This is a genomic window from Pseudomonas sp. CF161 (assembly GCF_000416215.1).
GTDB lineage: Bacteria > Pseudomonadota > Gammaproteobacteria > Pseudomonadales > Pseudomonadaceae > Aquipseudomonas.
Genome location: NZ_ATLP01000112.1, coordinates 318,080 through 331,789, shown reverse-complemented (window position 1 = coordinate 331,789; position 13,710 = coordinate 318,080). Strand labels below are relative to the sequence as shown.

The 13,710-nt window shown below is 58.1% G+C and carries 11 protein-coding genes, 1 tRNA gene and 1 pseudogene; 12 read left to right on the top strand and 1 reads right to left on the bottom strand.

The window, feature by feature from the left end; all coding sequences use genetic code 11:
- From CF161_RS27390 to CF161_RS27380, 3 genes are all read left to right on the top strand, one after another.
- On the top strand, positions 1-1,503 hold a 1,503-nt coding region (locus tag CF161_RS27390), incomplete at its 5' end, for an NADH-quinone oxidoreductase subunit NuoF (protein ID WP_043230502.1).
- Positions 1,500-4,388 carry a formate dehydrogenase subunit alpha gene (gene fdhF / locus CF161_RS27385; RefSeq protein WP_020299884.1) on the top strand — a complete coding sequence of 963 codons (2,889 nt, stop codon included), beginning with the start codon at positions 1,500-1,502 and terminating at the stop codon, positions 4,386-4,388. The genes CF161_RS27390 and fdhF, both read left to right, overlap by 4 nt.
- A complete protein-coding gene (locus tag CF161_RS27380) occupies positions 4,385-4,606 on the top strand; it encodes a formate dehydrogenase subunit delta (RefSeq protein WP_020299883.1) in 222 nt (73 codons plus the stop codon). Before fdhF ends, CF161_RS27380 begins: the two co-directional genes overlap by 4 nt.
- Positions 4,607-4,709: 103 nt before the next feature.
- Here CF161_RS27380 and CF161_RS27375 read toward each other — a convergent pair whose 3' ends face one another.
- Positions 4,710-5,297, bottom strand: coding sequence for an amidase (locus CF161_RS27375; protein ID WP_256206897.1), 588 nt, complete (start codon positions 5,295-5,297; stop codon positions 4,710-4,712).
- Between the two features lie 255 nt (positions 5,298-5,552).
- Between CF161_RS27375 and CF161_RS27370 the strand changes: the two genes are divergently transcribed.
- The 9 genes and pseudogenes from CF161_RS27370 to CF161_RS27335 all read left to right on the top strand — a co-directional run bounded on the left by CF161_RS27370 (position 5,553) and on the right by CF161_RS27335 (position 13,139).
- Positions 5,553-5,628 (top strand) — tRNA-Thr (locus CF161_RS27370).
- 770 nt (positions 5,629-6,398) lie between these two features.
- A pseudogene (locus CF161_RS27365) lies at positions 6,399-7,073 on the top strand (integrase domain-containing protein); the annotation flags it as partial.
- A gap of 270 nt (positions 7,074-7,343) precedes the next feature.
- Positions 7,344-8,453, top strand: coding sequence for a hypothetical protein (locus CF161_RS27360; RefSeq protein WP_020299880.1), 1,110 nt, complete (start codon positions 7,344-7,346; stop codon positions 8,451-8,453).
- Between the two features lie 43 nt (positions 8,454-8,496).
- Complete coding sequence (locus CF161_RS27355; protein ID WP_020299879.1) at positions 8,497-9,057, top strand: helix-turn-helix domain-containing protein; 561 nt, start codon at positions 8,497-8,499, stop codon at positions 9,055-9,057.
- A 113-nt stretch (positions 9,058-9,170) separates the two neighbouring features.
- Positions 9,171-9,527, top strand: a complete 357-nt coding sequence (locus CF161_RS27350; RefSeq protein WP_020299878.1) for a YegP family protein — start codon at positions 9,171-9,173, stop codon at positions 9,525-9,527.
- 208 nt (positions 9,528-9,735) lie between these two features.
- Positions 9,736-10,827: a multiubiquitin domain-containing protein gene (locus tag CF161_RS27345; RefSeq protein ID WP_020299877.1), complete on the top strand. Its 1,092-nt coding sequence runs from the start codon at positions 9,736-9,738 to the stop codon at positions 10,825-10,827.
- The gene (locus CF161_RS27340) at positions 10,824-12,206 is read left to right on the top strand and encodes a ThiF family adenylyltransferase (protein WP_020299876.1); all 1,383 of its coding nucleotides are present in this window, start codon (positions 10,824-10,826) and stop codon (positions 12,204-12,206) included. Before CF161_RS27345 ends, CF161_RS27340 begins: the two co-directional genes overlap by 4 nt.
- Positions 12,203-12,544 (top strand): DUF6527 family protein, encoded by a 342-nt coding sequence (locus CF161_RS33490; RefSeq protein ID WP_084471758.1) that lies wholly within the window; start codon positions 12,203-12,205, stop codon positions 12,542-12,544. The genes CF161_RS27340 and CF161_RS33490 overlap by 4 nt, the downstream gene beginning before the upstream one ends.
- Before the next feature lie 55 nt (positions 12,545-12,599).
- Positions 12,600-13,139, top strand: coding sequence for a DUF6037 family protein (locus CF161_RS27335; RefSeq protein ID WP_156882740.1), 540 nt, complete (start codon positions 12,600-12,602; stop codon positions 13,137-13,139).
- The last annotated feature ends 571 nt before the right edge of the window (positions 13,140-13,710 follow it).

The following is a 13,710-nucleotide window of genomic DNA, read 5'->3' as shown; positions in this document are numbered from 1 at the left end:
GTGGCCAGCGCCCTGGCGACCCAGGCCGAGCAACGCCACTGGCCGCTGGACCTGCATCGCACCAGCTCGCGCGGGCTGTACTGGCTCGAGCCCATGCTGGAAGTCGACACTCCCGAGGGGCGCATCGGCTTCGGCCCGCTGACCGCCGCCGATGTCCCCGCCGTGCTCGACGCCCTGCAAGGCGACGCCAGCGCTCATCCACTGGCCCTGGGCCTGGTGGAGCAGCTGCCGTATCTGCACAGCCAGCAACGCCTGCTGTTTGCTCGCGCCGGCATCACCCGGCCGCTGTCCCTGGATGACTACCGAGCCCACGGCGGCTTTGAAGGCCTGGCCCGGGCCGTGACCCTGGGCGGCGAACAGACCGCCACCGCGGTGTTCGATTCCGGCCTGCGTGGCCGGGGCGGCGCGGCATTCCCCGCAGGGATCAAATGGCGCACCGTGCGCGGCACCCAGGCGGCGCAAAAGTACATCGTGTGCAACGCCGACGAAGGCGACTCCGGCACCTTCGCCGACCGCATGCTGATGGAGGGCGACCCGTTCCTGCTGATCGAAGGCATGGCCATCGCCGGCATCAGCGTTGGTGCCAGCTATGGCTATATCTACGTGCGCTCGGAGTACCCACAGGCCGTGGCCACCCTGCGCGAAGCGCTGGAGATTGCGCGCCACAACGGTTACCTCGGGGCCAATGTCGGCGGCAGCGGCCTGGCCTTCGATATGGAAGTGCGGGTCGGCGCCGGGGCCTATATCTGCGGCGAAGAAACCGCGCTGCTGGACTCCCTGGAAGGCAAGCGCGGGATCGTCCGCGCCAAGCCGCCGATCCCGGCCCTGCAAGGGCTGTTCGGCCTGCCGACCCTGGTGCACAACGTCCTGACCCTGGCTTCGGTGCCGCTGATCCTGGCCAAGGGCGCGCCGTTCTATCGCGACTACGGCATGGGGCGCTCCCTGGGCACCATGCCCTTTCAACTGGCGGGCAATGTGCGCCACGGCGGCCTGGTGGAACGCGCCTTCGGCCTGACCCTGCGCGAGCTGGTGGAAGACTACGGCGGCGGCACCGCCAGCGGCCGTCCGTTGAAAGCGGCCCAGGTCGGCGGCCCGCTTGGCGCCTGGGTGCCACCGTCGCAATTCGACACGCCACTGGATTACGAAGCCTTCGCCGCCATGGGCGCGATGCTTGGCCACGGCGGCGTGGTGGTCGCCGATGACAGCCTGGACATGGCGCACATGGCGCGCTTCGCCCTGCAATTCTGCGCCGAGGAATCCTGCGGCAAATGCACCCCCTGCCGGATCGGTTCGACCCGGGGCATGGAGGTCATCGACCGCCTGCTGGCGGCGCCCGATCAGGACCATCGCGAACAGCAGGCCATCATCCTCAAAGACCTGTGCGACACCCTGCAATATGGCTCGCTGTGCGCCCTGGGAGGCATGACCTCCTACCCGGTCGCCAGCGCCCTCAAGCACTTCCCCGCCGACTTCGGTCTGCATGCCGCGGAGGCTGAGCAATGATCATCCAATTCGACCCTGCCAACGACATGGATCTTGGCACCCCGGCCCGCGAGAGCCAGGTGCAGGTCACCCTGAACATCGACGGGCGCAGCATCAGCGTGCCCCAAGGCACCTCGGTGATGCGCGCCGCCGCGCTGCTGGGCACCAGCATCCCCAAACTGTGCGCCACCGACAGCCTGGAAGCCTTCGGTTCGTGCCGCATGTGCCTGGTGGAAATCGACGGCATGCGCGGCTACCCGGCCTCCTGCACCACCCCGGTCAGCGAAGGCATGAGCGTGCACACGCAAACACCGAAGCTCGCCACCCTGCGCCGCAATGTGATGGAGCTGTACATCTCCGACCACCCGCTGGACTGCCTGACCTGCTCGGCCAACGGCAACTGCGAACTGCAAACCGTGGCCGGCCAGGTCGGCCTGCGCGAGGTGCGTTACGGCTATGACGGCGAGAACCACCTGAGTGATAAAAAGGACACCTCCAACCCCTACTTCGACTACGACCCCAGCAAGTGCATCGTCTGCAACCGCTGCGTGCGCGCCTGCGAGGAAACCCAGGGCACCTTCGCCCTGACCATCACCGGACGCGGTTTCGAGTCGCGGGTGGCCGCCGCCGGTGGCGACAACTTCCTGGAGTCCGAATGCGTGTCCTGCGGCGCCTGCGTACAGGCCTGCCCGACCGCGACCCTGATGGAAAAAAGCGTGGTCGAACTGGGCCAGCCCGAACGCAGCGTGATCACCACCTGCGCCTATTGCGGGGTCGGTTGCTCATTCCGCGCCGAGATGAAGGGCGACCAGCTGGTGCGCATGGTCCCGGACAAGAACGGCCACGCCAACCACGGCCACTCCTGCGTCAAAGGGCGCTTCGCCTGGGGTTATGCGACCCACCCGGATCGCATCACCAAGCCGATGATCCGCAAGCACATCAGCGACCCATGGCAGGAAGTCAGCTGGGATGACGCCGTGACCTACGCCGCCAGCGAATTCCGCCGCCTGCAACAGACCTACGGCCGCGATTCGATCGGCGGCATCACCTCCAGCCGCTGCACCAACGAAGAAACCTACCTGGTGCAGAAACTGGTGCGCGCCGCCTTCGGCAACAACAACGTCGACACCTGCGCCCGGGTCTGCCACTCGCCCACCGGCTATGGCCTCAAGCAAACCCTGGGCGAATCCGCCGGGACCCAGAGCTTCGACTCGGTGATGCAGGCCGATGTGATCCTGGTGATGGGTGCCAACCCCAGCGATGCGCACCCGGTGTTCGCTTCCCAGCTCAAGCGGCGCCTGCGCGAAGGGGCCAGGCTGATCGTGATCGACCCGCGACGCATCGATCTGGTGGACTCGGTACACGCCCGCGCCGAGCTGCACCTGGCCCTGCGCCCGGGCACCAACGTTGCCATGCTCAATGCCCTGGCCCACGTGATCGTCACCGAGGGCCTGCTCCAGCAGGACTTTATCGATGCCCGCTGCGAGGCTGCGGATTTCGTGCGCTGGAGCGAGTTTGTCAGCCGCCCCGAGAACTCGCCGGAGGTCCTGGGCCTGATCTGCGGCGTGCCTGCCGCCGACATCCGCGCCGCCGCGCGGCTCTACGCCACCGGTGGCAACGCAGCGATCTACTACGGCCTGGGCATCACCGAGCACAGCCAGGGCAGCACCGCGGTGATGGGCATCGCCAACCTGGCCATGGCCACCGGCAACATCGGCCGCGAAGGCGTGGGGGTCAACCCGCTGCGTGGGCAGAACAACGTCCAGGGCTCGTGCGACATGGGCTCGTTCCCCCACGAGCTGCCGGGCTACCGGCATATTTCCAACGACCTGGTGCGGGCGCAGTTCGAGCAGGCGTGGAACGTCAGCCTGCAACCGGACCCGGGCCTGCGCATCCCCAACATGTTCGAAGCGGCCCTGGGTGGCAGCTTCAAGGGCCTGTACTGCCAGGGCGAGGACATCGCCCAGAGCGACCCCAACACCCAGCACGTGACGGCGGCGCTGTCGGCCATGGAATGCGTGGTGGTGCAGGACATCTTCCTCAACGAAACCGCCAAGTTCGCCCACGTGTTCCTGCCGGGCAGCTCGTTCCTGGAAAAAGACGGCACCTTCACCAATGCCGAACGACGCATCTCGCGGGTGCGCAAAGTCATGGAGCCCCTGGGCGGCAAGGCCGACTGGGAAGGCACCGTGGCCCTGGCCAACGCCCTGGGCTACCCCATGCACTATCAGCACCCGTCAGAAATCATGGATGAGATCGCCAGCCTGACACCGACCTTCACCAACGTCAGCTACGCCGAACTGGACCGCCACGGCAGCCTGCAATGGCCATGCAACCAGGACGCGCCAGACGGCACCCCGACCATGCACATCGACCAGTTCGTGCGCGGCAAAGGGCGCTTCATGCTGACCGGCTATGTGCCCACCGAAGAGAAGGTCAACGGCCGCTACCCACTGCTGCTGACCACCGGGCGCATCCTCAGCCAGTACAACGTCGGCGCCCAGACTCGCCGCACCGACAACGTCGCCTGGCACGATGAAGACCGCCTGGAAATCCACCCCACCGACGCCGAAAGCCGGGGCATCAACGAAGGCGACTGGGTTGGCATCGGCAGCCGCGCCGGGCAGACCGTACTTCGGGCCCGGGTCACCGAACGGGTGGCGGCGGGCGTGGTGTACACCACCTTCCACTTCCCCGAATCCGGGGCCAACGTGATCACCACCGACAACTCCGACTGGGCCACCAACTGCCCGGAATACAAGGTCACGGCGGTGGAAGTCAGCCGCGTCTACCACCCTTCCGAATGGCAGAAACGCTACCAGGCGTTCAGTGACGAACAGCAGCGCCTGCTCAGCGAACGTCGCCAGGCACGCAAAGGCGGCGCTGCCGCGGAGGTCCGCCGATGAGCACCGCCAACCTGATCAAAATGGCCAACCAGATCGCCCAGTACTTCGCCAACGAGCCGGACCAGCAGCAAGCCATGCTCAGCGTGCGCAACCACCTGAAAATGTTCTGGACCCCCGGCATGCGCAAAGACCTGCTGGCCTGGCAAACCGAACACCAGGGGGCGCAACTGCATCCCCTGGTACAAACCGCCGTCAGCGGCGCGGGGTGGGAGGCCTGAACGTGACGAGATGAAAGGACAGAGCCCGTCGCTGGACGGGTTCTGGGGTGGCTTGGTGACCAGCGCCGCCGTACCACCGATAGAGCATCAGAGGTACGGCGCCTCAACGGCTCGGGCAGCGCGTCTCGACCGCCGGAGTGGCCACAATCGGCAGCGGCAGCGACTTCTGCGACTGACCAAGCGGCAGCAGTTCGTAAACCCCAAAGACACAGATCGCCGCCATCTTGCCGTCGGCACCCGGGGCGCTGTTCAAGCCCACATAAACCTCATAACTGCGGCCCGGCTCAAACTGCACCACCTTCTTCGCCGCCGGGCACGTCAGGTAAGTACTGCCATAACTGCCCGCCGCCAGCCCCATGCTTTCCAGCAGGAAAGGCGTGCCAGCTGGCACCCGGTACTCGGCAACGATCTCGGTATACAAACCCTCGGCCATGCGAATCGCCCCCAGATACTGCTGCATCTTCGGCGCATAGCGCGGCGCCATGCCCTGCTTGCCCGGCACCAGCGGCGCCTGTGGATAATTGATACTCGGCTGCAAATCCTCACTGAAGCGCCCGGCCTTGGCCAAGCCCTGGGTTTCGCCGACACACCCGGCGTAATCGGCGCCACGCACCTCGCCATTGGTGATCACCCGCAACTGCGCCGTCTGCGCGCCCTGAGGTGGTTCGGCATACGGCTGCACCGGTTTCACACTGCACCCACCGAGCAAAGCCAACGCGACGAAAACGAGGTTTTTCCTGAGATCCATGACCATTGGGGCTATTCCTGATAAACGGGGACAAAACGCAAACACGCCACCTTGGACACACCCTCAGCCACACCGGACACACTCGCGCCCACGGCTTCCCAGCCAAGTGCCAACCGCGCACCAGAGGCCTGCGCAAAAATAGTCAGTTTTCAGGGGTTTACAGACGCCCGCCAATCGCTATAATCGTCGCCCTAACACGCCGGTATAGCTCAGTTGGTAGAGCAACTGACTTGTAATCAGTAGGTCCCGGGTTCGACTCCTGGTGCCGGCACCATACAGAACAACGAAAAAGGCTCACCGCAAGGTGGGCCTTTTTTGTTTTCCAGTCCGCACACATCCCACACCAGCTCCCAAGAGCTATATCTCTCCGTAACACTGGCCCCTAACAAATACCCCACTACAGACAGCAGACCACACCGTGCTGGCTCTCCCAAAGTGCGATTAGCGTCCGGCGGCTCGCACGGTCACAGCGATGTGATGGATGCCTACTTTTACCAGTGTGCCCACTGCGGCAACTCATCCCCTTTCATAGCTGCCCTGCAGCAACCTATCCGCTTGGCCATTTCACTGCGCCAACCTGCGCCCGTCTCTTTCTTCCGGAAAGAGACGGGCGCTCCTACCATTGCTGCAGCCCACCTCGTACAAGGCATTGCGGCATTTCCCCTCGCGACAATCGGCGTGACAAACACCGAAGTCACCAGCAACAGAGATATAGATGATGGTGCCGCAGACCATGGAATGGACTGCACCTGACTGACAGTCAGGCATGCCCCGGTCATCGCTTCACTGCCTTCACCCGACTCAGGATCTCGCGACGCCGGTCTCGTCAGCCAGCGTAGCCTCCACCCGCCCACTTCTTCAGAAGTGTTCAGGAGGCTACAGATCTTGAGATGCCCAAGCTCCCGGCCGTAAAGAGCCGTCAGTCCCGCGTTAGTGGACAACCCTCACAGGTCGCAGGGGCCTTGATCCCTGATAACACTCAACATTCTTGGCGGGATGACGTGGGGAAGGTTTTAAGGGTTTGGCTTCGAGAGGAGTTTGATCATGGCATTGGTAGGCAAAAGGGATGGGCGGAATTTTGGCTATGGCCGGCAATTGAGTTATGCCGGGCCACAGGCATTGCGGGACATGTTTGGCGGCGGGCATTACGGCACGGTCAAGGCGCACAGTGATCGCTGGCAGGCGTTTGTGCGCTAGTGTCAATCGGAGGATGGACCCGGGCTTAACGACGCGCGGCAGATTGATCGGCAGACCTTGCTGGATTACGCCGGACATCTGCGTCAGCAAGTTGAACAAGGTGAGCTCGCCATCGCCACAGCGCAAAACCGGTTGTCCAGTGTGAATCGGACCATGGCCGCGCTTCGTGGTGATCAGTATATGAAAGTGCCAAGCCCGAGTAAGGCGCTAGGAATGCGGCGCACCAGTGTTCGTCGTTCAGTGCCGCAGTGCCAAGACCGCGAACAGGTGAAGCGGGTCGTAGAGGTGCTTTGCGAAAACCAGCAGCCGCGCGCCGCGGCCATCGCTCAGTTAGCGCGAGCCATCGGTATGCGCTTGCGCGAGGCGATTTTGGCCGACCTTCCGCGTCTAAAACGGGAAGCCAAGCAATTCGGCAAGATCAACATCCAGGACGGCACCAAAGGTGGCCGTTCAGGCGCGTCAGCACCTCGTTGGATTACGGTACCCCCAAGCTTGCGAGCAGTGCCTTGCTTAGCTCAGCAAGCACGTAAAGCAAGGCTTGCCAAAAATACTGTATGCACATACAGTAAATACCCATGACGTGAGTGACCCGCGAGACGGCCCGGCAGCCCACTTCCGCAAACCTGGAGGAAAGCGTAAAACCGCTGGATGGCATTTTGCTTCCACCCGCGTAGCTGTATAATTTTCACCACCGCCACAGAATCACCGGCGATCGAGAAGGTCAAATTATTCCAAATAATCTGAACCTCAAGGAAATTATATAACTGCTTTAATATTTAAGTGATACCTCCAATGCCGATGCGGAAAAGGATTGCCCAGCTACTCAAAGGAAACCCAGGGCTGAAAGCTCGCGATATTGCGAAAGCTCTGGAGTGCGACCGGAAAGAGGTAACTAAATGCTTATACGACCATCTAGATGTTTTTGTCCAGGATGATAATTTCGTATGGCAGCTAAAGAAGGATGCAAGTTTTGTTTTGGAGTTTACCTCTACAGGGACATGGATAACCCAAGAACACTTTGAGAAGTCACTCTTAAAGTCCGGATCACCGCTAGATGCTATTCATGGGCATGTAGTATTAAAAATTCAGAAGGAACGAAAAGTCCTTCTTTGTGCAGCCGCGCGAATCCTAGCGCTTGCCAATCAACTCATTTTTTCAAAAAAAACAGTTGAGATTGATTTCACAGAGAACAAATCGACGCTCTCTTACTTGAATCGATCGGGCTTTATCGATCGGCTGGATCGGGCGGTTAAAGTTCTTCCTCGCCGACCGCCCACCTCGGCAGCCCAACAGTACAAAGCCAACAATGCTGGATTGGTAGAGCTGCTAGAGATCAAGCCTAGCAGCAGCGATAACCTAGCGAATGAGAGCGTACCTGAGAGTATCAAGCACAGCTTCGTCGAGGCGTTTGGCGAGCAACATGCCAATAAGCTGTTTACCCTCGTCAGCGAGTTTGTGGGCAATGTAGAGGAACACTCAGACACCCAAATACCTGGGTTTGCTGGGCTACAAAGCTACAGACGTAACGGTTCAACGTGCCTGGTGGCGGTGATTTCGGATTCAGGCAAAGGTATCTGCGCGACACTACGCCCTGCGCTTGATGTGCATTTTCCTGAGATAGCCAACCAGTTCCCAGGCTCGCAAAAAATCTCAGACCCTATGTTGATTATTCATGCGATGAGATATAGAGGGCTGAGCAGACTGGGCAAAGGCAGGGGTGCCGGCTTGAATGCTAGCCAATATCAAGCGGAGAAGTTGAATGCTACGATTAAAATTAGGCAGCAAAATTTTTCTGTAGCGCTTACTTTCAAAAATCAGAGCCTTTATGGTCATGAGTGGTCCTTAGACTTACCGAAACTTTCGGGAACACATGTTGTCTTTGAATTCACCCTTGACATTTAAATTCACTCTTGACATTTAAGATATTTCTGGTTAAACTGAAGACATGAACGAGAATATTAGCATTATAGACCTTCGGGATTTCACGGACGGAAGCAACCCCTACGGCACAGCTAGGGGTAGGAAGGCTCATGCTCAATTAATTGATTTTATTGATTCAAAGATAAAATCAAAAACAATTGGTATATCCCTCAAGAGAATTGAAGGCGCTGATGTTTCCTTTCTCCGTGAATGTTTAATCTACACTTTTAAACGATACGCTAAACAGATAGCGTTTTTCGTTAGAGATATTGCAGATGAAGACATAATCGATAATCTAAATGGTGCAGCTTTATCAGGTGACTACATAGTTACGTGCTGGACCAGCAACAAATGCTTCTTCGTCGGCCCTAAGCCATCCGAGTCCAGCAGAGCCCTTCTGGACGCCGTTACCCAAAAGCGCTCAGCGACCACTGTCCAAATCGCCCAAGCTCTAGATATGAGCGTTCAGAACGCTAGCACCCGCCTCAAACGCCTATCCGAGGACGGCTTCTTGGTGAGAGCTGAGATGACCGCTGAAAGCGGCGGGAAAGAGTTCGTCTACCACGTGATTGGCAATTCTGCTTAAAGGGGTTGCTTTATCGAGAAAAGGAGGTATGCTCTTGGCATGTCTCCTTTTTTTGGATTCGGGTTAAACCGGATAATTGATCGAGACGGGTACGGTGACCAGGAGGACCCCGCATGAAAGCGCACTACGAGATTCACGAGTCGAAAAATGGCGAAATGCGCTTTCAGCTCAAAGACCCCAAAGGAATGGTGATCCTCTCCAGCACCGTGTACACCAGTCGGGCAAGCTGCGGTAAGGGAATGGAGTCCTGTCGTGAGCACTCTCCATTCGACCGGTTCTACAGCAGGAGCGAGACAGGGGAGCATTCATTTAGCTTGAGGTCGTCCAACAACAGGATCATCGGCCACGGAGGCAAGCAAGCCACCGCTAATGATCGGGACGCAGTGATTTCAGCAGTTAAGAAATATGCGCCGACAGCGCAAATCATCAACTACAGCGAAGAAGGAGAGGAAAAATGTAAAGCCACCTGACCGAAGAAAAACTTCGTAGATGAGATACCGGAAAGCGAGTGCAATCGCCGTACGGTGGAGTGGAATGCTTCAAGCGAACAACAGTATTCCCATGTTCCGCACATCAGTCAAGCATCGACTGCAGAACTTCTCAGCTACGGCAATGAACTGGATCGCCCCTCGGCGACCCGAAGCCGCTATGCGCGGAATTCAAAGGAAATACTGAAATATGAACACTGAAAATCAGCATCATCAACACCATATCACCGTTCAAATTGCTGGCGATGACCTGCAATTCCGTCCGGTTCATCTGGAAGATCGCACTCCCACTGGAGCGCAAATTGCGGCGGCGGCAGGCTTCACGCCTGATCAATTGCCGGTCATCCTCCAACTGCTGCCCTCGGGGGCTCTCGAAGACATTCGCCCGGACGAGATCGCCAAGATCACTGATGGCCTGAACCGTTTCATCGTGGTCGAGTCGGATCGGAAATACCTTCTGACCGTGGATGGCGCCCGATTTGAATGGCCATGTCACCATATCTCCGGTCAAACCATCCGCATCCTGGCAGACATCGCAGACAACAAGCGGCTGCTGCTCGAACGTGAAGACGAAGCTGACAAAGATATCGAGAACAACGAGTTCGTTGACTTGGACGAGCCGGGGGTCGAGCGCTTCATCACCCGTAAAGCCATCTGGAAGCTGAATGTCCAGGGTGTGGTTTACGAGTTCGAGACGCACACGGTGAGCGTTCGTGAGGCCATGATCAAAGCCAAACTCGACACGAACCAAGCCTGGCAGATCTTCCTCATGGTCAGTGACCAGCCGAAGAAGGAGCTCACCATCAATGACGTGATCGATCTGCGCGCCCCAGGTATCGAGAAGCTTCGGTTGACTCAAAAGGACGTGAGTAACGGCGAGGTCCCGCAGGTACCACGCCGTGAGTTCAGTCTGCTGCCACAGGACGAGCAGTATCTGAACGCGGCGGGCCATCAATGGGAAACCCGCTTGAACACTGACGGTGGTCGCTGGCTGGTGATCAACGACTACCAACTTCCTCCTGGTTACTCCCACGCAGTGGTTCAGCTGGCACTGAACGTGCCGGCTGGCTATCCAGCCGCCATGCTCGACATGTTCTACGTCCATCCAGCAGTGCGACTGGCGAACGGGGCAGAGATCGCTCAGACCCAAGTGGTGGGCCACATCGATGGCGTCACGTTCCAAGGCTGGTCGCGTCACCGGGCTTGGAATCCGGCAACGGATAACATCACCACCCAACTCGCGATGGCAGACGGTTGCATCATGAAGGAGGTAGGCCTGTGAAAGCCCATTCTCGTCTGGTGCTGACGGACGAGATCCATACCTCGCTTCGGGAACACCTGTTCCCGGGCGACGGTAAGGAAGCCGCAGCCATCCTCATTTGCACTCGCTCGCCTGGCAGCAACCTGAAACTTCTCAGCCAAGAGCTGATTTTGGTACCGCACAAGGAGTGCTCAGTCCGTACTCCTGACTCACTCACCTGGCCAGGCAAGTATCTAGAGGACGCCATCGATAGAGCGCTCGTGGGGGCGCGCTCAATCATTTTGGTCCACTCCCATCCTGGCGGTTTGTACGAGTTTTCTTGGGTCGACGATGCGAGCGATGCCGGCACTATGGTTTCGCTAGCTCAGGGGGTGGAGTCCATTCACGGCTCGGCCATCATGGTGCCGTGCGGAGCTATGCGCGCGCGCATTTATCATCCTGACCAAACGTGCGAAGACATTGAGCTGGTCACGGTCCCCGGAGACACGATCCTTTTCTGGTCGATCGACGCGGAAGAGCACCTGACGCCTCCTATGGCATTTACTTCGCAGATGACCCACGCACTCCAGCGACTGACGGTCGCGGTGATTGGGGTCTCAGGCACCGGCTCGATCGTCGCGGAGCAAGTGACCCGCTTGGGGTTTGGCAAAGTCATCCTGGTTGATCATGACCATGTTGAAGAGAAAAACCTCAATCGTATCCTCAACTCGACTATCGCCGATGCTCAGTCAAAACGCCCTAAAGTTGAGATGTTTGCAGAGGCCATCGAGCGGATCCGTGGCCCCAACGTCGCCGAGCCAATTAACAACTCGGTGCTCTCGCGCGAAGCTGTTTTAGCGGTTGCTAACGCTGATGTCATTTTTTGCTGCGTCGATACGCACCAAGGCCGGATGATCTGTGATCTGATGGCATCAAGCTTCCTAACGCCATTGTTCGACGTAGGTGTAAAAATTCCTACCCGTCCCACCGAGTCAGATGGAAGAGCAATTCACGACGTTCAGGGGCGAATTGACTACGTCAAGCCAGGCGGCGCCACACTGGCCGACCGTAAAATCTACACCCCAGACTCGCTCTACGCTGAGGCACTGCGGAGCACTAACCCCGACGCACATCGTGATCAAGTGGAGCATGGCTACATCTCCGGTGTTCAGGAGGAAGCCCCTTCTGTGATCACGCTGAACATGCGAGCAGCCAGTGCTTGCGTGAACGAGTTCATTGCCCGGGCGTTCCCGTTTCGCGAAGAACACAACTCCAAATATGCCCAAACAAATTTCACGCTGTCTGGGTGCCTGGAGGACTTCGAACACGAGGACTCATTCAGAAAAGCGCCTAACCCTAAACTGGCGCAAGGAGGGAAAGAACCCCTTCTGGGGCTGCCTGACCTCGGAGTACGGCCATGACCTTCTTCCGAAATCTGCTAGCCAACACACTGCTCTGGCTTGAGCCATACCTTCCTCCTCGAAGACTGATCGTCGTCAAGGGAGATTCTCTTCCGGTCAAGATGCCAATTCGCTCGCTCGTACTTGCCAGGGACGGCAGAGAAGACTGGTGCATCGGTTTTCGATGCCCATGTGGCTGCGGCCGAACCATTGAACTGCTTGTGATTGAGGAGGCCAATCCTCGCTGGAGTTACACGTTGAATCCAGCTGGCCAGCCGTCCCTTCATCCGTCCGTATGGTTGAACAATGGTTGCCGGTCTCATTTCTGGGTCAAAGACGGCCGCATCAAATGGGTGTGATCGCCCTCACGAGTAAAAACTAACGAATGGACGAGGTTAGACCATGACCATACACATGAGCGGCTTGGAAAAACTGGGTAAAAGCATGCAAGCCCAAAACCTGGACATCCAAAAATTCAGGTTCAAAACCGGGGCAGTGGAGTTTGACTGCTTATTTTCCATGCGAGGAGACTACGAGCTTTCACTGACGACACGTGGCGCGAATCCGAGTTTTTTCCTATTCCCCATCACGAAAACATTTCAGATGGCGACCTATCTCAAAGGAGAAAATTCGAACTTGGTAAATGTGCTGCGCACACATGGCCTCTCAATGAAGGGCTTCAGCAGCACACAGTTTTTCAAGGACTTGGACAAAATCGTCCCAAGCGTCGCCCATACGAACAATGTACCGACGACATCCGAAATCCTTCAGTTGCGACATGACATGGAGGAGCGGGATCGGCCATTCTTTGACACGTGGATACCTTGGACAACTGGAGGCCCATCCGCTAAGAACAAGAAAAAAACGTTACTGCTGCTGGGTCCTGCTGCCCTCATCTATAGCGAGAAAAACAGCGCATCGTCGAGATGGAGCTCCGTCGAGCCTGATCGGTAGTGCCAATAGACAACGCTATAGACACGAAGGCTGCCGACAAGATCATTTTCAGCGGAGACGCTCTGTGAAAAGCCACACTGCGGGCCCTCATGAAGCACTGTCATAGTTACGGTGACGACTCTGACGGTCATCATAAAGCCCCTTTCGCTTGGGGCTTTACCACTTGGCATCCGCTAACTTAACCCTGATCAGTACCGTAATTCTGAGGTATCGAGAGTGGGAAGGGCAGCTTCGAGACACTTTGTGCCCCTCCCCAGCTATTATTCGAAAGCGGTGATCTCACTGAAGCGTTCAAAATGTCTTCAGCAGCAGACATCCTCTTGCATAGCAGCAATCGATAGGGCCCCAATATTCCCGATTCGATTACACAGAAGGCCATAGCTAGCTGATTTTTTTATAGATACCCTTTGAGGTACGTCGAAAAATCCACCAAATTCCAGTCCCGCCAAAATCGGGGCCTCACAGCAAACAACCGTTCGTCTGGTGCCGCACCATACAGAACAACGAAAAAGGCTCACCGAAAGGTGGGCCTTTTTTGTTTTGCCGCCCCTGAAAGTCAAAACTTTCGCTC

Excerpts from the sequence above, each read along its gene's own strand:
- fdhF (WP_020299884.1), top strand. The coding sequence starts at position 1,500 with ATGATCATCCAATTCGACCCTGCCAACGACATGGATCTTGGCACCCCG.
- CF161_RS27380 (WP_020299883.1), top strand. The coding sequence starts at position 4,385 with ATGAGCACCGCCAACCTGATCAAAATGGCCAACCAGATCGCCCAGTAC.
- CF161_RS27360 (WP_020299880.1), top strand. The coding sequence starts at position 7,344 with ATGCCGATGCGGAAAAGGATTGCCCAGCTACTCAAAGGAAACCCAGGG.
- CF161_RS27355 (WP_020299879.1), top strand. The coding sequence starts at position 8,497 with ATGAACGAGAATATTAGCATTATAGACCTTCGGGATTTCACGGACGGA.
- CF161_RS27350 (WP_020299878.1), top strand. The coding sequence starts at position 9,171 with ATGAAAGCGCACTACGAGATTCACGAGTCGAAAAATGGCGAAATGCGC.
- CF161_RS27345 (WP_020299877.1), top strand. The coding sequence starts at position 9,736 with ATGAACACTGAAAATCAGCATCATCAACACCATATCACCGTTCAAATT.
- CF161_RS33490 (WP_084471758.1), top strand. The coding sequence starts at position 12,203 with ATGACCTTCTTCCGAAATCTGCTAGCCAACACACTGCTCTGGCTTGAG.
- CF161_RS27335 (WP_156882740.1), top strand. The coding sequence starts at position 12,600 with ATGAGCGGCTTGGAAAAACTGGGTAAAAGCATGCAAGCCCAAAACCTG.